Here is a 17,624-nt window from a genome sequence, read left to right on the forward strand (position 1 = left end):
AGAGGAAAAGGGGCGGGCATGGCCCGCCCGGTGCGGCAAGGCTCAGGCCGGGCGCGCTGGCGCGCGGCCTTGCCGCACCGGGCAGCCCCTGCATCCGCGGAGAGGTTGAAAGAGAGATCAGAGGAAGAGAGCATGTCCTATCGTATCGTCTATGACCTCGCCGCCGTGCGACTTCCGGCAGCGACCCTGCGCCCTCATGTTGCGGATAGCAGCTTTTATGCCGATCAGTATCTGCTGATGGAACTGGGGGGCGATAATAATGTCTATGAGGGGCGCGGCTCGCTGCGCGCGAGAAGCTGGTCCCTGATTGGGGCGGGACAGAACTGGGAGATCATGCGTCAGGTGGTGCAGTATGCTGCCTCCTGTGAGGGCGGGGGGATGCGCTTCTCCGGTGCCAGCGAGACGCAGGCAGAAACCTATATTCGCAAGTGCCGGACTGTTCTGCGGGATGCTGTGGGCGCGCAGGCGCTTCTTGACCGCGGCATGACCTGCACGGGAAAATTCGCGCTTCGCAAGGGGCCGGTTTCAGCGTGGCTCCAGAAGCGTGTGGACGAGCTGTCCGCCATCAAGGCCCCGGAGATGACAGGCGAAACCCCGGTGTGGTCCTGGCTGAACCTGCTGCGTGACCCGAAGGATGCGGCCATCTTTCTGGCATACTCCAATCTGGACGACGCGCCTGTCTATAACCGGGCGACAGTTTATGGACCATGTCACGAGCGCCACTCCATCATGAAAGGTCTGACCCCATTCGTGGAGTGCGCAGCATGAGCCGGACGGACCAGACCACCACTTCCAAAGTCCTGTGCGGCCTGAATGTGGAAATTTTCACGTACCCGAGCGGTGAGGTGCTGCTGCGCACCGTGGACGCCTATCCGGTCAACCGGAATGACTGGCATGGCCCGTATGCGGATGCCGCTCAGGCCGAGGCCGACTTCGTGGACCGCCATGCGCTGCCTGTGCTGACACCCGAGGATGTCAGACGCAGGCGTCTGAACGGGACACTTTCGAAGACGCACGAGTATGGCGAGATGATTCTGGCCTTTCATCGCTGGACAGGGGCGACCTGTCTGACCCCGTTCATTGTCCGGCCGGAGGCCCGGGCATGAGCGACGTTCTGCCGACGTCCGCAGGCGTCGTCTGCCGGCACCTGGATCTCAGTACCGGGCATCTTCCGGCCGCAGAACGCGATGCGTGCGAGCTTTATCTCAGCAGCGGGGGCACAGCAGGGCGAAGCTGTCTTGGCGGGCCTTATGGCTGGATGATTTATGTTCCCACCGAGGCGGAGGACGTCCCGCAGGACGTATCTCCCGAACTGGCCGCCCTGATGGTTCAGGCGCGAGAGCAGGACTGCCACTACATCCACTTCGATCGGGACGGGTCGATCGACGAGACGCTGCCCTTTTACGACTGAACCGCCACCGCCTTGCCTGCCTCAGGGAGATGAGAAGGGGGCTGGAAAACAAGCGGAAATGAGAGAGGGAGCCGCCACAGGTCGCGGCTCCGCGCAAGGCTCAGGCCGGGCGCGCTGACGCGCGGCCTTGCGCGAAGCCACGCCCCGTGCCCGCGCCGAGATCATCACGACAGAAAAAAGGAGAGAGGCGTGTCAGACCCGGCAGGACAACCCGCGGCCGAAGTGGCGCTCAGAGTAAACCTGACGCTGATCCTTGAGGCGATGCGAGCGCATGGCGTGAAGACGGTCAAAGTTGAGTACGAGGCCAAGGAAGGCTGGTGGACAACGCTTCATGTGACAGCGGACGACAGTCCGGATCTGTTCGAAGACCTGTCCCTTGAGAAGGCCGTTGCAGCGCTTGGACCTGACCAGACGATTGCCCCTCTGTTTCCGAACAGCTTGGACCTTGTGGTCTGGCACTGCGTCGAAACCGTTATCCGCCGCGTGCAGACCGATTACGACACTGATGAAGACGGGTCGTACGGCACGGCCACGCTGACGCTGGAAACGCGGCAGCTTGAGGTCGAGCATATCGAGCGTGTGGTCTCCCACCTCGCGCACAGCCTGACCGCCTGACGTCTCCCCCACGAGACCTTTTTGACACCCTTACGACATCACTGGAGCCCATCATGGACGAACTGCGCCTTGTCGATCCCAACACCCTGATCGCGAACCCGAACAATCCCCGTCAGACGAAGCCCGGTCAGGCGAGCATTCGCCAGTTGGCGTTGAATATCCGCGCAGTCGGGCTTGTCCATCCGCCGCGCGTGCGTGAGCTGGGGGACGGCAGCCTGATGATCATCGCGGGCCATCGACGCACGGAAGCGGCGATTTATGCGGGTCTGACGGAAATTCAGGTCCATGTCACGAAGGTCGACAACGGTCTGGAGGATCTGGCGGCAGCCAGTGAGAACATGATCCGCGAAGGCATGACCGAGCCGGACCAGTGGCGTGCCGTGACCCGGATGCGTGAGGAGCTTGGCTATACCGACCAGCAGCTTTGCGTGGCCCTCATGGTGACACCGGCCTATCTCAAGGGGCTAACCCTTCTCGCGAAGCTGCATCCGCCAATCCTGCACGCCATCGAGATTGGCCGCGGCCCCGACCTGAAAGAGCGTCGGACACTGGCCCTGTCGTCTCTGGAGGATCAGGCCGCTGCCTGGGCTGAGATGTTCGCCGAGAGTGTGGAGGAGGGAGAGGACCCGGCCGGATATCGTCTCAACGCCGAGGATCCGGATGATACCGTGGACTGGCGTGACTTCACCTGGCACCTGCGTCAGGACGAGTGGTATGCGCGTGATGCCCGGTTTGACGATGCGCTGGCACAAAAGCATGGCGTCGTCTGGACCGAAGATCTGTTCGGGCAGGGCAGTGAGGACAATCGCTACGTCACGGATGCCACGGCGTTTCGGGCGGCGCAGGAAGACTGGATCGCCGAGCATCGCCCCGAAGGAACGCTCGCGATCGAGACGGACGCGTATGGGTCTCCCCTCCGCCCTCAGGGCTATAACTTCGTCACGAACTGGATGGGCCAGCAGGAGACCGATGTTGTCGGATACTGGCTCAATCGGAGTACCCTGAAAGTCGAAGAGCGGAAGTTCCGCTACACGGGTGAAGAGACCGTCCGCTCCGAACCGCGCGTGGTGGAGCAGACGCCACCCCCAAAGAAGGAGCGCGCTGACATCTCCGGCACGGGTCTGAAGATGATCGGCTCCGTGCGGACTCTCGCGCTGAAGAAGGCCCTGCAGGCGAAAAGCGAAGACGCGGATCCGTGGGATCTGGTGGCCGGCCTGCTGCTCGCGCTGAATGCCAACAACGTCCATATTTACGGCTGCGACAGCAGTTCGCCTCAGGAGAACGCGGTGAAGACCGCCATGGAAGCGCTGTTTCCGGAAGGCGAACTGGTGCGTGATGAGGCGCTCATCCGCCGCCACGCGCTGGAAAGCCTCGGAAGCTTCATGAACTGCGAGGTCAGCATGCACTCCGGCTCCGGCATGGCAGCGGAACTGCTGGGCTGTCTGTTCGACGCGGATGCCCACATGCCGAGCATGGCCGATGAGGGCTTCCTGAAGACCTACAGCAAGCCCGGCATCACCAAAGCGGTTCAGGCGCATGGGCTCGTACCACTCAACACAGGCAAGGAGATGCGGGCCGCTTTGCTGAACGCCGTGGGAGACGGGCACTGGGTTCCGGAGGCCGCAGGCTTTGCGCAGGCGACAGGCGTCTGGACCGAGGAGGTTCGAAACAGGCAGGACCGCCGCGCGAAGTGGGCCGCCCTGAAAGACGATCTGGAAGCCGGGGATGAAGACGGCCTGGAGTGCGCTGATCCGGAGGATCTGGAAGACGGGATCGACGAGGACGGCGGAGAAGACGCTGGCGATCCGGACGTCCCTGAGGATGAGCCGGCAGCAAAACCGGACCTCGCAGTGCCGCAGGAACTGATGGCCATGCAGGCCGCCATGGGAGGGCGGCTGGAAATCCTTCGGATCTGAGGCCACACGCGGCCAGGAAGAAACCTGACATCAGGCGGTGCTCTTCTGAGTGCCGCCTTTTTTGTAAGAAGACAGAAGAAAGCGCCCCTATGGCAGACTACTATTCAAAATTCTCAGCCTTGATTCCATTCCGAAGCGTAGAAGCACGCGCGTGTGCGCTTGCGCTCCGGGACGCCCACAACGCTCAGTGGGAGGAGCGACAGCCGCATCACGATGAACACTACCATTTTGGAGCGGAAATTGAGGATTCCTCGACAGATGGAACGGCACCTCTGTGGGTTCATGACGACGGTGGTAGTAATGTCGCTGGACTGATTGAATTTGTTCAGGCGTGTGCCCGTCAAAAGCTCTGTGCAGGGAGAAGGTGGTGTGTGGTGTGGAGCTATGACTGTAGCAAGCCCCGCCTCGACGGTTATGGTGGTGGCGCCTGTGTCATCGATCTTGAAACAGGTGACTGTCTTGCCTCTCTCGATCTGGTCGACATGGCCGACAGCATCGCCAGTGGAGATCATGAGACTGTGCGTATCGACGTCGGGATGGCCGCGACGGCGCACGACGTACTCTGTCTGGAAATGGCGGCCTCAGACCGGACGGAGGATCTGTCAGAGGAAATCAAAACACTGAGCCCTCTTGTGCAGGCGCTGAAATCCGTTGCCGAACGCAGGACTGTGACATTGGTAGGGTCGGGGCCGGACTAGGGTTCCGGGCCAGGCTTGCGCGTAACGCCTGATCTGGCACAACAGGAGATCGGGGCTGCCTGATGAGTCCGCGTGACGAAACGTCTGTTCAGGTTACGGTTCAGACGTCGCGGCCCTCGAAAATCGTAACCGGATGTGGGTCGGGGGTCGCTTTGCCCACAGTCGTCAGAGTGAAAGGGGAAACCATGATCTTCGTGATCGTGGTGGACCGTAAGTGGTTTACGAAGATCCTTCGTAAAACGAAGAAGACCCTTCAGGCGGTTGCCACCGCACTGAAGAGCCTCTCCGAGTAAATCACTTAAGGTAAACCGGGCCGTGAGGTGTTTTTTCCCGAAGCCCCTCACGGCTCACCTCTGAACTTGGACGAACCGGTTACGATTTTCAAGGGCGGAGTCAGCATGGCTCCGCCCTTTTTCGTGCAGTGAGATGATGCCTTGTTTCACGGGGGAAGAGCCTGCCCGCACGAGGACGAAAAGCGAAGAGAAAAGAGAGAGAAAGAGGAGAGGGCGCGGGTGCCAGAGCCTGTCTGTCGCCGCAAGGGGTGGTGTCCTCGGCGGACGCCTGCGGGACCGCCGCTGACGCGTCGCCCTTGCCCCGCCAGCCAGGCCCTGACCCCGGAGAGGACAGTTGAAGAGATATCAAGAGAAGGAGATCAGCATGTCCGAACACCCGACTGTCACCGTGGGCACCCGCGTCAGCACCATCCTGTACAACAGAGGCCGGGGCGTCGTGTATGCGGTCCATGGCACGCCGCGTCCCGAGACGATCCGACGCCTTGCTGGCGGCTTCATCGCTGCGGGGGGCAATGCCAGCTTTGACATCGTCTTCGCCTGCGGGAGTATCAGCAAGAGGCTGCCCGAGAGCATTCTGCACGGTGTGCAGTGGACGATCTTCCACGACGAGCCCAAGGCTGAGCCTGAGGAAATTGCGCAGCTGCACGCTCATGCCGAAGCGTGCCGTGCTGAACAGCAGGCGCAGAAAGATCAGGCCGAGGCAGCGCACGCGGCCGAAATCGAACGCCTGCGCACCGATCCCGAGTACGCCCATCTGGAGCAGGGATCGGACCAGAGCGGGGTGCTGGCAGGAAAGAACATCCGCCGCCTGCTGAAAGCCGCCCTGCCAAACCACACATTCCGGGTGCGCAAAACCTCCTACGGGTCGGTGTCGATCAGCTGCGACGCTCCGCTGGACGATACGGAACACCAGACCGTTTCCGACATCAGAAAGCGCTTCAGATCCGGGTTCTATGACGACGTGACGGATTGTCACTCCAAGAGCCGGAGCCCCTGGCAGGAGGTGTTCGGCAGCGCCGAATACGTCTTCTGACCCCACCTCGCCCCTTCACAGTTCTTCCAGGCCGCCGCGAGGCGGCCTTTGTCATATCTGGAGATCGACATGGCTTTCTTTACACTCAGTGCGACGCCTGCCACCGCAAAGCGCGAGGGCTATTTCACCAGCACCACGATGGCGCTCATGTCCCATCTGGGAGAGCGGCGCGTTGTCGAGGCAAAGTCGGTGGATGGCCTCAAGCCGCTCATCCTGAGTTTCGGCCGCGATACCGCCCTTCAGCACCCTGGTCGGTCGTTCAAGATCATGGTCACGGTCAATCGTGGCAGCCGTAAGCCGCGCGGCTTCGACGCGGCTTACGATTCCGAGGCGCTTGGCACCTCCGAATGGCTGGAAACCACGATTGCAGACCCGGTTCCCCACGAGGGCACGGCAGGTGTGGCCTCATGGGGAACACGGTACACGCCGTTCCGCATGGACGGTGCAGAGCCGCGCGAGGCTTCGCTCACCGAGGCCGAACGCCTGTCTGACGACGGCCATCTTGGCTTCAAGGGATGGGCCGCGGAAGTCGCAGCCAGTCTCGAAACCAGAGGCGCGCCTGCGGCCGCTTTGAGCAGCGAGACCCGGGACGCTCTGGTGTCGCGCTATCGCGCCCACCAGCATCCTGCCCTGGCCGCCGCCGTCCTGAGTGCGGCCTCACAGGCGGACCAACTGGCGGCCTGAGGCCAATGCAGGGGAGCGGACCAGGTCTCCCCTGCCAGATCCTACGGTTCAAAAGATGAGCGAGTTTTCCATGGTCGATGAAAGCCTTCTCCAGATCGAGACCTGCCTTCTGGATCGTCGCAAGGTCCATCTTGGCGTTGCACCGGATGGGCGTGTCTATCTGCGCGTGACGTCGTTCTGGCCGAAAGAGGCCGCCCAGCACTGGCACGGCCCCTATTCGGACCGACAGGCGGCGGAGACGGACTTCCGAACCCGGACGCAGCCGCCACGCGTCACGCGCGCCCAGATCGCCGAGGCGAGCCGCCGCGGCGAGCATGGCACGGTCGAGGGTGTTCCCATGATCGTCCTGAGACATCGCTGGACGGGCCATCTGACCCTGACGGCCTATCAGCTGGTGGATGAGGCCGGGCAGGAGACATCCGTGCGCCAAAATGGACACACCTGAACCCCGTATCGTCACCCGCGCAAGCCGGGTGGAGGGAGAGCAGGAAGAAGAAAGAGGGAAAGAAGCAGAAGGAGAGAGAGGCAGCACAGGCTGTCTGCGCTGGCAAAGGGTGGGTCTCCACGCGTCCTCGCCCTGGCGGGCTCCGGGTCGTGGAGATCCCGCCGCTGCGCGGCGCCTGTGCCATCGCAGCCATCCTGTGCCTGGGCCGGAGAGGTCATCAGAGAAAAGAGATGACGGCAACAGGAGTGACCTTTCATGCAGATTTCCCAGCAGACCCTTCAGGACATCAAGGACGTTGCCGGACTGGCCGGTGGGGTCTTCGGTTTTCTCGCCCTGGTCTTCGCCTTTACGTGCCTGCCGAGCTTTCTGGCGGGCCCGGTGCCCCATCATTATCTCGCTTCCGCCTCCCACACGACCCACGGTCGGGGCTGAAGCCTCCACGTCTCCGAACGCCCCCATGCCCCGCCATCGTGCGGGGTTTTTTCATTTCTGATCCGAGGAAATATCCCATGATCGTCACTTTCGACCGCGCGCTGATCGAGCGCCTTCTCGCCCATGCAGAGGCCGCGTCCGAGCGCCGTGCCACGCTGACGCAGCTCTTTGACAAGAGCCTGCGCAAGCCCGGGCATGGCGCGCGCGAATGGGGCCGTCAGGACGACGTCGATCCTGCAAAGATCCCTGCGGGTCTGTGGCTGGTTGGAGATCACGGGATCTACATGATGTCGAACGGGCTTCCCCTTCTGCCGTCCGATGACGGTCAGAAGCCCAATCTGTGCGCGTATGCACGCGAAGCGGACCCGGCACAGAACGCGGGCAGGGCTCATGACGTCAAACGCCAGGCTTTTGGCGGGGATGACGGATGCGAGTTCCTGGAGGCGACGCTTGTGCGGCAGGCCCTCAGGCAGGCCTCAGGCGACACACTGCGCATGACCATCACCCCGGAAACCCTCGAATTTCTGGCCTGACCGGCCGTCCTTGAAATCCTTCAGGAGAAGAAAAATGTCCGAAGCTACGCCTGACACGGTGTCTGCGGGTCCGCAGTCGCGCGACCAGATCTGGGCCTCGGCCGTGGCGGTGGCCGCTGACAGTGTGGAGCAGCTGAGACGCTGCGACGTTGACCGCGTCGTCTCCCTTGTGGACGCGGCGGATCGCACCGCACTGACGGGCTGGCTGATTGCGCGGCGGCCCGATCTTGCCGGCGCTGTCGCGGAAGCTCTGTCCGCGCTCGCGCAGGAGGCTTACGCATGAGCCTGCTGTTGCCACACCTGCGGCGCGTCCGCATTGAGGCCGAGGGCCTGACCGCCACCCAGTGGAGCTCACCACAGGAGAAGGCGAAACTGGCCAATGCAATCCTCGCCTTTGTTGCGAAAGGATTGCCGGAGGAGGGGTTCAGCAAGGCGCTGTACCAGCGCGTCAGCCAGATGTGGGGGTTTATCACCTGCTTTAACCGGAACGGCTTTGCGGGCCGGTATTTCAGCTCGACGCAGGGGCGTCTCGCCTTCCTCGATCAGATCATTGCGTGTGGCGGGATCGGCGATCCCGCCTGGACCTGGTCAGACGTGGAAAGCCGGATCGCGGCTCTTCTGGTCGAGCATCAGGTGCTCGACCTGTACCGCGCTGAACTGCGGCAGGAAACGCTCCGAGGCGAACAGGCGCTGTTGCGCAGGCTGATCGACCGTCACGGCGTGCCGGCCGATCATGCCGGCCGCACCTCACTGGCTCCGGCGTTGGCTGCGACCCTGTCCCGGCAGCAGCCTGTTCAGATGGGTCTGCTCTGACCCGTTGCGCTGTCCGTGACGGCGCAGGAGTCCGGATCGTCGATCAGTCCCTGAACGACCTCCCATCCGCCCAGAATATTCTGGGCCGTCTCCCAGGCGACGATCTCGGCGCGCAGCGCCTGCGCAAGATCGTCATAGATGCCATCGCGCTGCGGATCTTCGATCTCGCGCCGCTCCGCCTGTTCCGTGAGGGACCGTGCGTCGGAAACCCGGCCCAGTGCCCGACCGACCAGAAGCGTCAGCCAGTCAGACGCCATGCGCTGACGACCCTCCCGCGTGTCGGGCAAGGGGGTGGCTCCGAAAATCTGTCGCGCCCTCTCGCGTCCGAACGCGCGGAGGCGCTCAACCTGTCGGGGCGGCGTCACGGCCCGGATTTCGGCAAGCGACCGCAATTGCGTCTCGGGCAGGATTGCGTCGGTGAGCGCGTCCAGGGTCGGCGTACGACGCCGCTCCTGCGGAAAGCGGATCACCGTGGCGGTCTGATCTGTCTGTGCACTCATCGGTGTCCTCCTGTCGTTGTGCGGCAAGCGTAAAGCGCGCCATAAATAAAAGTCAACAAAAACAATAAGATAACTGCCTACTTCGGCCCTCGCGGATACCTCTGAGGGCAGAAAAGAGACGCGCGCGAAAGAGAAAGAGGAGGGAGGGAAGGGGCTCTCGTGGGGCAGGCGTCGCAGCAAGGGTGCGTCGCTCCGCTCCCGGCGCACAGCGCCGCCCTTGCCACGCCGCCCGCCCCACGAGGCTGCCGATCGGGAACGACATAAACCGAGAGAGGCAGAGCATGTCCAAGCGCAGGAAAACAGATCTGACAGCAGCCCGTAAAAAGGCAGAGATTTTTGGGCCGGACACGGTTCTCTTTGCAGATCTTGAACTCGGAGAAGCCTTTCGCATGGCTGGGGCAGAGCTGGGAGCCGTGTATCGAAAGGTTCGCCGCAACCATTACATGCACGACGGAAAGCGATGCCTTGCGAGCGACGGTCGGGCCGTCAAGCGCGCTTCCCTGCCTGGGACGGAAGACTGAGATCAGGCCCGCTGATCCTCTCCTTCCTCCACTGACATCAGGGCCGCAGCGCGGCCCGCATCCGGCAAAAAAATACAAGAAAGGAACCGCATCGTGCAGGTCCAGACCCTCACAGCTTTGTCCAGTTTTCTTCCTGCGCTTGAGGCGCCCGTCTTTCACCGCGCCGCCTCCGCAGGCCCGACCATTGGCCGCGCACGGCGTTTTTACGCGGAAGCGGATCTTCTGGCTGACGACGCGAATGACGTCCGTCTTGGCGCGGCGCTACGGGCTGCAATGCGCCGTGACGCCAGCGCCGCCCATCGTTCGGCGCAACGCACACTGCTGGGTGTCTCCCATTGACAGCCCTGATCCTTCACTCACAACAGGCCGTGTCATCCTGGCATGCACACCACAGGCATCCGGGAGGAAAGGGAATGGCGATGCGACACCACAGAGCGGGGCTTGCCCTGAGCGCCCTGCTCTGGGCCACCGCAAGTCAGGCAGCACCGGCCGGGTGTGCCGAGTTTGGCGGAGACGGCCAGCTTCCGGTTCTGACCAACGAGGCGCTTGGGCAGCAGACCGTGCTTCTGTGCAATGACGCCTTTGCTGTCCTGCATTCGGGCATCAGTCATGGCCCCCTGTGGACAGCAGAACATCTGACCGAGGAAGACCTGGAACGCAGCATGCAGATCGGCCGGGTCGTCCGGTTCTTTCATGCCGATCCCCGTCTGACCTTTGAGGACCGGGCCGAGCTGAGCGACTACCGCGCGTCGGATTATGACCGCGGCCATATGGCCTGTTCGGGGGATGAACCCAGTCTTCGGGCGCAGGAGCAGAGTTTTTCGCTCGCCAATGTTGTTCCCCAGACCCCGGAACTGAATGAAGGCATCTGGACGGGCGTGGAAATGGCGGTGCGTCGTCTCGCGCAGCGCGAAGGCGAGCTTTACGTCGTGACCGGTCCGGCATTTGGAGCGTCGGTCAAGACCATCGGATCGCATCGGGTTTTTGTGCCCTCTGCGACCTGGAAGGCTGTTTACGATCCCGCCGAGGACGAAGCAGGCGCGTATTTCTGTCAAAATAGCAGCCAGCCAACCTGTACGATCATCAGCATCGGCGCGTTAACCCAGGCGACGGGGGTAAATCCCTTTCCATCCCTGCCTGATGAGATCCGTCAGACGGCCATGAAGCTGCCTCGCCCCCTGAAAAGTCCTTATGCTGTTCGCATCCGGCCTGCTTCCGGAAGCCCTGTGCTGGAGATTACACCATGAGTTTTATTCCTTTCCTGGACGCAGGCGAAAGTGTTCGGATCGATGACCTGACGATTGAGAACGGCACTGAGCGGATCGCCCTGTACGGACGCCTCGAAATCCGAAGGGACCGGATCGGCCTGCAGGATATTCAGGCCCTGAAGGCTCAGATCGACGCCATTGCGCGCGAGCTTGAAGGATCGGCCCATCTTCCGGATCGTGCGCGCGTTGCTCGAGAGGACAGGGTGATTCCAAACCCTTTTTCGGACCGGGACTGTGCCTGAAGGTGTGGAGTGCCACAAGCCTCACTCCGGACAAGACGACCTTCCACCCCAGCTTCCTCCGCGCCCTTCGGTTGCTCCGTGCAGCCGGGTCCCCTGAGAAGGCATCGTGTCCTGCGCTGCGTTTGTGACGGACCTGGCAGTGTCGGGACGAAAGGCGTCGCTGCGCTTGCTTTCGCCCCTTTTGCCTCCGGCACGGGTCGAACGAAAGGCTTGTTTAAGTATTCGTTAAGTGTGTGGTGACGATGTTTGTATATGGGTAAGTCACGACAAATAAAAACCATAAAAACCGCAGTAAATATCCATTTTTCCTTGCAATATTTGCGGATTTTTCCTAAATTAAACCCAGATCACAGGGGCGTTGAGGCCGGTTCTGACCGTTGCGCCGCCCCGAAGCGAGAAAGGATGACGATCATGGCACGCTTTGAGCCGTTCAGACTGTCTGATGACGACCGGACCGACATTGTCAAAGGCGTCTCCTGTGCTCTGCTGCTTGAGCGCCATGGCTATCTCCTCGACAAGCCCGAAAGCACGCGGAACGCTCTGAAATACCGTGCGGGCAAGGGCGAGACGATTATCGTCAACCATGAAGGCCGTGGCTGGTGGGATACGGGATCGGACGAAAAGGGGGATGTGTTCTCCCTGATCCAGCGCCTGACGCCCGGTCTGAAGTTTCGGGATGCCTGCCGTGAGCTGTGTCAGCTGGTGGGCATTGAACCGAAGGGGGCAGAATACGTCCGCGAGCGTCAGGCCAAAACGCCAGACGTTGCTCCGGCCGAGCGCTGGCAGGCCAGGAAGGAGCTCAAATCCGGCACGAAGGTCTGGGCCTATCTCACCGAGGAGCGCTGCCTTCCGGAATGGGTGCTGCGTCGGGCCATCATGACCGGCTGCATCCGGGACGGCTATCACGCCGCCTGGTTCTGCCACCGGGATGCCGCGGGAGCGGTCTGCGGTGCGGAACTGCGCGGTCCGGACACCAAGGGCATCTGTCTGTCGGGTACGGTCAAAACGCTTTTCCGGTTCCAGCCCGGCCTTGGCCGCACGGTCCGTCGGCTGGTGGTGAGTGAATCCGCCATTGATACCCTGTCCTACGCCGCCCTCGACAGCGAGCGCACGCGCGAAACCCTGTACTGCTCGACCGCAGGTGGCATGGGGCCGGAGACGGTCGAAGCCCTCACGGCCGAGCTGGCTGAAATGGCAAAAGATCCGGCTGCCGTTCTGGTGGCCGCAACCGATAATGATGAAGCCGGCAACCGCTATGCCGCGCGCCTTGCAGAGCTGGGCCGCGAAGCCGGTGTCCGCGTGATCCGCCGTATTCCCCACGGTGGCTGCAAAGATTTCAACGACGCCCTGAAGACTGTTGTGGCCGCCGCCCGCGCCGCCTGAGGAGAGACTGATGACGAATGACAAGGCACGACGGGAAATGGAGGCTCTGTTTCCCGGACATGAGAAGAACGACGCCCTGAGAGCGGCCTTCCTGGCGCACCCGGATGCGGACCATTATCTGCGTCTGATGCCAGACCTCGGCTGTCGTATTCCCTGGGCTCTGGTGGCGTATGGTCCTCAGACGGAGCGGCGTCAGGGTCTCGTGGTTGGCGGACGCTGGAGTGCGGCAGGCTGGGATCTCTCCGGACGCATCGTCCTGTTTGTTCAGTCTCCGACCGGAGACAGTGGGTTCCTGACCTGCCAGGCGGGGGAGCAGCAGCTTGTCCTGATTGGCACTGTTCCCGGAAGCACGCGTCATCCTGACCGTCCGGATGCCGTCACACTTCTGGGACATGTCGCAGAACTGACCGCCGCCCGGCATGCCGATGCCGAGACAACCCGCGTGTGGCATACCTGGGCCCTGCTGCACAATCAGCCGCCCTTCCCGCAGACCTACGCCGAGATCGCGTTCGGCGGTGACGTGCTGCGCGGTCTCGTGGTCGGGGGGACGGTTCTGGCGGACGGGACATGGGACTTCGGGCAGGAGTTTGACCTGATGGTGGAGCCGGACGTCATCCTCAGCCTTGATGGCCGCCGTGCGACGCGGTGCGAGGTTCTTCATGGCACCCGGGAGCAGGGACGTGGTCGTGCATAATCATCTCTCCGGACTGACCCCTTCCCAGGCAGACGCCGTGCGTCAGACAGGACCGGTTGTTGTTCTCGCGGGTGCCGGGACCGGCAAGACCAAGACGCTTGTGGCCGGTATTGTCGACCGTGTCGTCAAACGCCGGATGTCGCCAGATCGCATTCTGGCCGTGACCTTTACCAACAAGGCAGCCGGGGAGATGAAGACGCGGATCGCGGCGGCCCTGAACATCGCGCAGGCCCCGTACTGGGTGGGCACCTTCCATGCGCACGGACGCCGTCAGCTGCGGACCGATCCCGACATTGCCGGGCTGCGTCCGGGGTTCGACGTCTGTGACAGCGAAGACAGCACGAAGATCGTGCGCAGGCTCCTGGAAAAGGCGATTGAAGCAGGCGTCATGAATGCCGATGACGGAGAGACGTTTCGCAAGCGTGTGAAGTCCATCAGCTCGCGCATCGCCATGCTCAAGGAAAACATGGTGCTTCCCCCGGATGCCGTGGCCTGGGTCGAGGGACGGATTGCGACGGATGCCATCACCGAAGGCGATGACATCATGGTCTGGCGGGATGCGGCCGTGCTCTATCCTGCGTATCAGGCGATGCTGCGCGAAAGCAATCGCGCGGATTTTGCAGACCTGCTGCTGTGGCCTACCGTGACCATGCTCCGCGACGAACGCTACAGAAGGGACTGGGCGGACCGGTTTGACTGCGTGCTGGCCGATGAGTTCCAGGACGTCAACCGGCTCCAGTTTCTCTGGCTGAAATGCCTGTCCAAAGACCACAACGAGCTCTTCGTTGTCGGCGACGATGCGCAGTCGATTTTATAAGTTAATTGGAATGCATTGATTTAGAGTGATGCCGTAGCAGCAAGAAAGGGTGTGTCATGCCCGTTCCAGACTGGTCACGTTATCCGCAGGTTTCCGAGAACCAGCAAGGATGCTTGTGGCTCTCGCTACTCGATAATCTCGGGCGCTCACCCGCGACCATTGATGCCTACGCCAGAGGTCTGGATCAGTATCTGTCTTTTTGCACAGCAGTAGGCATACCGGCTGAGGCCGCGACTTTGGCTCAGGTCTCTCTATTCGTACGGTATCTGCGTGGGGAGGCGGTTCCCCTTCTTTCCGTTCGCCCGCCAGTCAGCAATGCTACGCTGCATCAGCGTTTGTCCGCCGTTCGCCTGTGGTATGACCATCTGGTTTTTGAAGGGATCATTCATCGAAACCCAGTGCCGCGCGGGCAGGCTGTTGCAGGACGGGGTCCATTCTCTGAACATGTCGGATTTCGATATGGTTTGGTACGTCGTTCCAAGCTGTTGCCCCATTTGCCGTCCGATCCAGAATGGGGACGCTTGCAAGAAGTGGTCGCACAGGAAACGGTGAGAAACCGTCTCATGTTTGCACTGGCGTATTACGGCGCATTGCGCCGAGAAGAATTAGTCAATTTGCGCGTCTCGGATATCGACCCTGCGAGACGTCTGCTCACCATCCGGGCTGAAACAAGTAAAAGCGCCCGTCCACGTGTGGTTTGTTATTCAGCGGCGCTCTGTCCTGTGTTGGCGGTATATCTGCATCAGAGGCGCAACGCGGCGACCCATTCAGCGGCCCTGTTTCTCTCTGAGTCAGATCGGAACTTTCGGCAGCCTATTACGAAGTGGTCATGGAGCAAAACTGTCAGACGTCTTGCTCTCCAGGCTGATATGCCATTGTTCAGTACGCACACATTGCGTCACCTGAGATTGACGCATCTGGCCCGTGCTGGCTGGCGTCTACACGATATTGCGACCTATGCCGGGCATCGCAATGTTCAAAGCACGACACTCTATATCCATCTTTCCGGTGAAGATCTGCTTCGCAAGATCGCAAACTCAGTCGAACAGATGGATATGAAGCTTGGTAACAGGGTCTTCGGAGGATAGAAAAGTGGCAGAATCTCACGTTCCTCACGTCCCATCCGAATACAAATTCCATATTAATCTCGAAGAGTACGACAGACGGGTAACCTTATCGGAAGACGAGTTAAAACTTGTCCGACGTTGGAAAGAAGAACATCTTATTATTACGAGACGGCAGGCGCCACGTCTTCGCAAGCCTCTGACGGACGTCCTGTATCGCAGTAACCTTGACCGCGCTAACAGTCACCGTGCCCTGAAATATTTACTCCTGGAAGTCGCACGTCAGGAAGTGCCGTATTGGGGCTGGAGTGAAGACCTCTGGGTTGAGATTATTAATAACAGCCCTGTTCTGAAAAAAACTGGAATTGTACCGCAGATCATTGCGGTAGCTTATCTTCTTTGTGGTTTTCGAAGCCTGTACAAAATCCAACGGAATGTCGCGACGGCTGTTGTCGCCCGCTTGGTTTTTGGGGCGGAGATCGTTGACACAGAATGTGAGCGACTGTTCTCGGCCCTGACCCGTGTCGGCTTTGTCTGTCAGACGGTGCGCCCGCTGGTACCATCAATATTTGCGGCAGTTGCGCTGCAAGGCGAGAACCCAAAACTTGAAAGTTTCAACAGAGAGATATTGGAATATACACGCGAGTGTTACGCGGGAAATCACGTCGCCAACCGGATTGGAATCTTGTCAAACGGTTTGGCGGCAATGGGATTAACATCAAAGGTTATCCATTTTCGGGCATATCCACCCCGTCACGGAACTGAAACTGACAATATCAATCCCGAATGGATGACATGGTGCCGACGCTGGCTGGAAACAACAACCCTGCGGGAAGGATCGAGGCGAGCGGTCTATAACACACTGACCCGTATCGGGATCTGGCTGAGTCGGGAGCACCCGGAAGTTACGGGACCAGAGCAATGGACGGTATCGGTATGCGCTGACTATCTCGCCGCCGTCGACAAGTTACACGTCGGCGGTTGGGGCGGATCGACCTTTGATTATCGGCTTATCCCCACCGCTGGCCAGCCTCTGCAGGCGCCGACGAAAGTCGCTTATTATCAGGTAATGCGTCGGTTTTTATCTGATATTCAGAGTTGGGAATGGGCTCGGCTCAGATGTAATCCGCGCTATCATCTCGCGACACCGAGGAATATTGCGAAATATCTTGGGGTAAACCCCAGAACCATAGATGATGCAGCTTGGTTGAAACTGACCTGGGCCAGTCTCAACATTGAACCAGAGGATCTTTCTCCTGACTGTTTCTATCCATTCGCTCTGTTGCAGGCCATCGCTGTGGTGTGGACACATGCAGGCCTCCGGAGCAATGAGATCGCCCGACTTCGGGTCGGTTGCACGCGCGAGCAATCAGAAGATGTGATCGATCAGTCTGGCAACGTCGTTCCGGCAGGTCAGGTCTGCTGGCTTGATGTTCCCGAAGGCAAAACGTCGGTTGCGTACACCAAGCCGGTCAGTCACGCGGTTCATAAATACATTGCAGCCTGGATGAAAAAACGTGCATCTCCCCATAAGCATCTTGATCGCCGAACCGGTGAACATGTGCATTTTCTTTTTCAACTTCGAAACAGACCGATTGCGAAGGAAGTTTTAAATCAAACGGTTATTCCGCTTTTGTGCAAAAAGGCTGGTATTCCGCTTGAGGACAGTAAAGGCCGCATTACAAGTCACCGTGGACGGGCCTCCGCTGTGTCTATGCTGGCGAGTGTTCCACAAGGCATGACAATATTCGATCTGGCAAAATGGTGTGGCCATACGTCCGTTCAATCGACCATGAGCTATGTTCGGTCAAAGCCTACGCAATTAGCCAGCGCGTTTGCCAAGGCGGATCAGGCGGCACGGATGATCGAAATTGTTATTGATCAGGAAGTTATTGCGGCAGGCGCAACGAAAGACGGGGCGCCCTGGAAGTACTACGATTTGGGTGACTCTTACTGTAGCAATGCGTTCTGGAGTACGTGTCCGCATCGCATGGCTTGTGCACGCTGTTATTTTAATATCCCAAAACCAAGCGCCAAAGGGGTTGTTTTGGCCGCTCAGCAAGCGGCCAATCGCTTACTGGAAGAAGTTTGGTTAAGTCCGGAAGAACGGGATGCCGTCTCCGGAGACGTTGAAGCGTTGGAGGGAATGTTGAACAAACTTCGGGATAAGCCGACGCCGGATGGTCGAACCCCTGGCGAGATTTCGGCGACGAGTGGGGCCATGGCGTCGTCTCCAGCTTCAAAATCAAAGTAACCTGCGAC

General features: G+C 60.5%; 24 protein-coding genes. 23 read left to right on the plus strand and 1 reads right to left on the minus strand.

Going from position 1 to position 17,624, the window contains the following annotated elements:
- The first annotated feature begins 132 nt into the window (after positions 1–132).
- The 14 genes from ABDK74_RS13700 (at position 133) to ABDK74_RS13765 (ending at position 8,873) form a co-directional block, all read left to right on the plus strand.
- A complete protein-coding gene (locus tag ABDK74_RS13700) occupies positions 133–768 on the plus strand; it encodes a hypothetical protein (protein WP_346004299.1) in 636 nt (211 codons plus the stop codon).
- The gene (locus ABDK74_RS13705) at positions 765–1,106 is read left to right on the plus strand and encodes a hypothetical protein (protein WP_346004300.1); all 342 of its coding nucleotides are present in this window, start codon (positions 765–767) and stop codon (positions 1,104–1,106) included. The genes ABDK74_RS13700 and ABDK74_RS13705 overlap by 4 nt, the downstream gene beginning before the upstream one ends.
- Positions 1,103–1,411 carry a hypothetical protein gene (locus ABDK74_RS13710; RefSeq protein ID WP_346004301.1) on the plus strand — a complete coding sequence of 103 codons (309 nt, stop codon included), beginning with the start codon at positions 1,103–1,105 and terminating at the stop codon, positions 1,409–1,411. The genes ABDK74_RS13705 and ABDK74_RS13710 overlap by 4 nt, the downstream gene beginning before the upstream one ends.
- A 189-nt stretch (positions 1,412–1,600) precedes the next feature.
- Entirely contained in the window at positions 1,601–2,026 is a 426-nt protein-coding gene (locus ABDK74_RS13715; RefSeq protein ID WP_346004302.1) for a hypothetical protein, read from the plus strand.
- Between the two features lie 53 nt (positions 2,027–2,079).
- Positions 2,080–3,942 (plus strand): ParB N-terminal domain-containing protein, encoded by a 1,863-nt coding sequence (locus tag ABDK74_RS13720; protein ID WP_346004303.1) that lies wholly within the window; start codon positions 2,080–2,082, stop codon positions 3,940–3,942.
- 89 nt (positions 3,943–4,031) lie between these two features.
- Positions 4,032–4,640, plus strand: a complete 609-nt coding sequence (locus tag ABDK74_RS13725; protein WP_346004304.1) for a hypothetical protein — start codon at positions 4,032–4,034, stop codon at positions 4,638–4,640.
- Between the two features lie 62 nt (positions 4,641–4,702).
- A complete protein-coding gene (locus ABDK74_RS13730; protein WP_346004305.1) occupies positions 4,703–4,933 on the plus strand; it encodes a hypothetical protein in 231 nt (76 codons plus the stop codon).
- A 364-nt stretch (positions 4,934–5,297) separates the two neighbouring features.
- Positions 5,298–5,966, plus strand: coding sequence for an LPD29 domain-containing protein (locus ABDK74_RS13735; protein WP_346004306.1), 669 nt, complete (start codon positions 5,298–5,300; stop codon positions 5,964–5,966).
- Positions 5,967–6,035: 69 nt separating this feature from the next.
- Positions 6,036–6,650, plus strand: a complete 615-nt coding sequence (locus ABDK74_RS13740; RefSeq protein ID WP_346004307.1) for a hypothetical protein — start codon at positions 6,036–6,038, stop codon at positions 6,648–6,650.
- Positions 6,651–6,705: 55 nt separating this feature from the next.
- Positions 6,706–7,095, plus strand: a complete 390-nt coding sequence (locus ABDK74_RS13745) for a hypothetical protein (RefSeq protein ID WP_346004308.1) — start codon at positions 6,706–6,708, stop codon at positions 7,093–7,095.
- A 255-nt stretch (positions 7,096–7,350) separates the two neighbouring features.
- Positions 7,351–7,527, plus strand: coding sequence for a hypothetical protein (locus tag ABDK74_RS13750; RefSeq protein WP_157774492.1), 177 nt, complete (start codon positions 7,351–7,353; stop codon positions 7,525–7,527).
- 77 nt (positions 7,528–7,604) lie between these two features.
- The gene (locus tag ABDK74_RS13755) at positions 7,605–8,060 is read left to right on the plus strand and encodes a DUF3085 domain-containing protein (protein WP_023945891.1); all 456 of its coding nucleotides are present in this window, start codon (positions 7,605–7,607) and stop codon (positions 8,058–8,060) included.
- Between the two features lie 34 nt (positions 8,061–8,094).
- Positions 8,095–8,343, plus strand: coding sequence for a hypothetical protein (locus ABDK74_RS13760; protein WP_346004309.1), 249 nt, complete (start codon positions 8,095–8,097; stop codon positions 8,341–8,343).
- The gene (locus tag ABDK74_RS13765) at positions 8,340–8,873 is read left to right on the plus strand and encodes a hypothetical protein (RefSeq protein WP_346004310.1); all 534 of its coding nucleotides are present in this window, start codon (positions 8,340–8,342) and stop codon (positions 8,871–8,873) included. The genes ABDK74_RS13760 and ABDK74_RS13765 overlap by 4 nt, the downstream gene beginning before the upstream one ends.
- Here the strand turns inward: ABDK74_RS13765 and ABDK74_RS13770 are convergent.
- Positions 8,855–9,373 (minus strand): hypothetical protein, encoded by a 519-nt coding sequence (locus tag ABDK74_RS13770; RefSeq protein WP_346004311.1) that lies wholly within the window; start codon positions 9,371–9,373, stop codon positions 8,855–8,857. The two genes, ABDK74_RS13765 and ABDK74_RS13770, sit on opposite strands and share 19 nt — an antisense overlap.
- 281 nt (positions 9,374–9,654) lie before the next feature.
- Between ABDK74_RS13770 and ABDK74_RS13775 the strand changes: the two genes are divergently transcribed.
- From ABDK74_RS13775 to ABDK74_RS13815, 9 genes are all read left to right on the plus strand, one after another.
- Complete coding sequence (locus ABDK74_RS13775) at positions 9,655–9,894, plus strand: hypothetical protein (RefSeq protein ID WP_062022268.1); 240 nt, start codon at positions 9,655–9,657, stop codon at positions 9,892–9,894.
- A 93-nt stretch (positions 9,895–9,987) separates the two neighbouring features.
- Positions 9,988–10,233: a hypothetical protein gene (locus ABDK74_RS13780; protein WP_346004312.1), complete on the plus strand. Its 246-nt coding sequence runs from the start codon at positions 9,988–9,990 to the stop codon at positions 10,231–10,233.
- A gap of 74 nt (positions 10,234–10,307) precedes the next feature.
- The gene (locus tag ABDK74_RS13785) at positions 10,308–11,141 is read left to right on the plus strand and encodes a DNA/RNA non-specific endonuclease (protein WP_346004313.1); all 834 of its coding nucleotides are present in this window, start codon (positions 10,308–10,310) and stop codon (positions 11,139–11,141) included.
- Positions 11,138–11,404, plus strand: coding sequence for a hypothetical protein (locus tag ABDK74_RS13790; protein WP_346004314.1), 267 nt, complete (start codon positions 11,138–11,140; stop codon positions 11,402–11,404). Before ABDK74_RS13785 ends, ABDK74_RS13790 begins: the two co-directional genes overlap by 4 nt.
- Positions 11,405–11,815: 411 nt before the next feature.
- Positions 11,816–12,787: a DUF3991 and toprim domain-containing protein gene (locus ABDK74_RS13795; RefSeq protein WP_346004315.1), complete on the plus strand. Its 972-nt coding sequence runs from the start codon at positions 11,816–11,818 to the stop codon at positions 12,785–12,787.
- Positions 12,788–12,797: 10 nt separating this feature from the next.
- Positions 12,798–13,481 (plus strand): hypothetical protein, encoded by a 684-nt coding sequence (locus ABDK74_RS13800; RefSeq protein WP_346004316.1) that lies wholly within the window; start codon positions 12,798–12,800, stop codon positions 13,479–13,481.
- On the plus strand, positions 13,468–14,298 hold the full coding sequence (locus ABDK74_RS13805) for a UvrD-helicase domain-containing protein (RefSeq protein ID WP_346004317.1): 831 nt from the start codon (positions 13,468–13,470) through the stop codon (positions 14,296–14,298). The genes ABDK74_RS13800 and ABDK74_RS13805 overlap by 14 nt, the downstream gene beginning before the upstream one ends.
- Positions 14,299–14,354: 56 nt before the next feature.
- Positions 14,355–15,386 carry a tyrosine-type recombinase/integrase gene (locus tag ABDK74_RS13810; protein WP_062106457.1) on the plus strand — a complete coding sequence of 344 codons (1,032 nt, stop codon included), beginning with the start codon at positions 14,355–14,357 and terminating at the stop codon, positions 15,384–15,386.
- A gap of 4 nt (positions 15,387–15,390) precedes the next feature.
- On the plus strand, positions 15,391–17,616 hold the full coding sequence (locus ABDK74_RS13815; RefSeq protein WP_346004318.1) for a site-specific integrase: 2,226 nt from the start codon (positions 15,391–15,393) through the stop codon (positions 17,614–17,616).
- Positions 17,617–17,624 lie beyond the last annotated feature (8 nt).

The sequence above is a fragment of the Gluconobacter sp. OJB genome (genome assembly GCF_039638275.1).
Lineage (GTDB): Bacteria > Pseudomonadota > Alphaproteobacteria > Acetobacterales > Acetobacteraceae > Gluconobacter > Gluconobacter cerevisiae.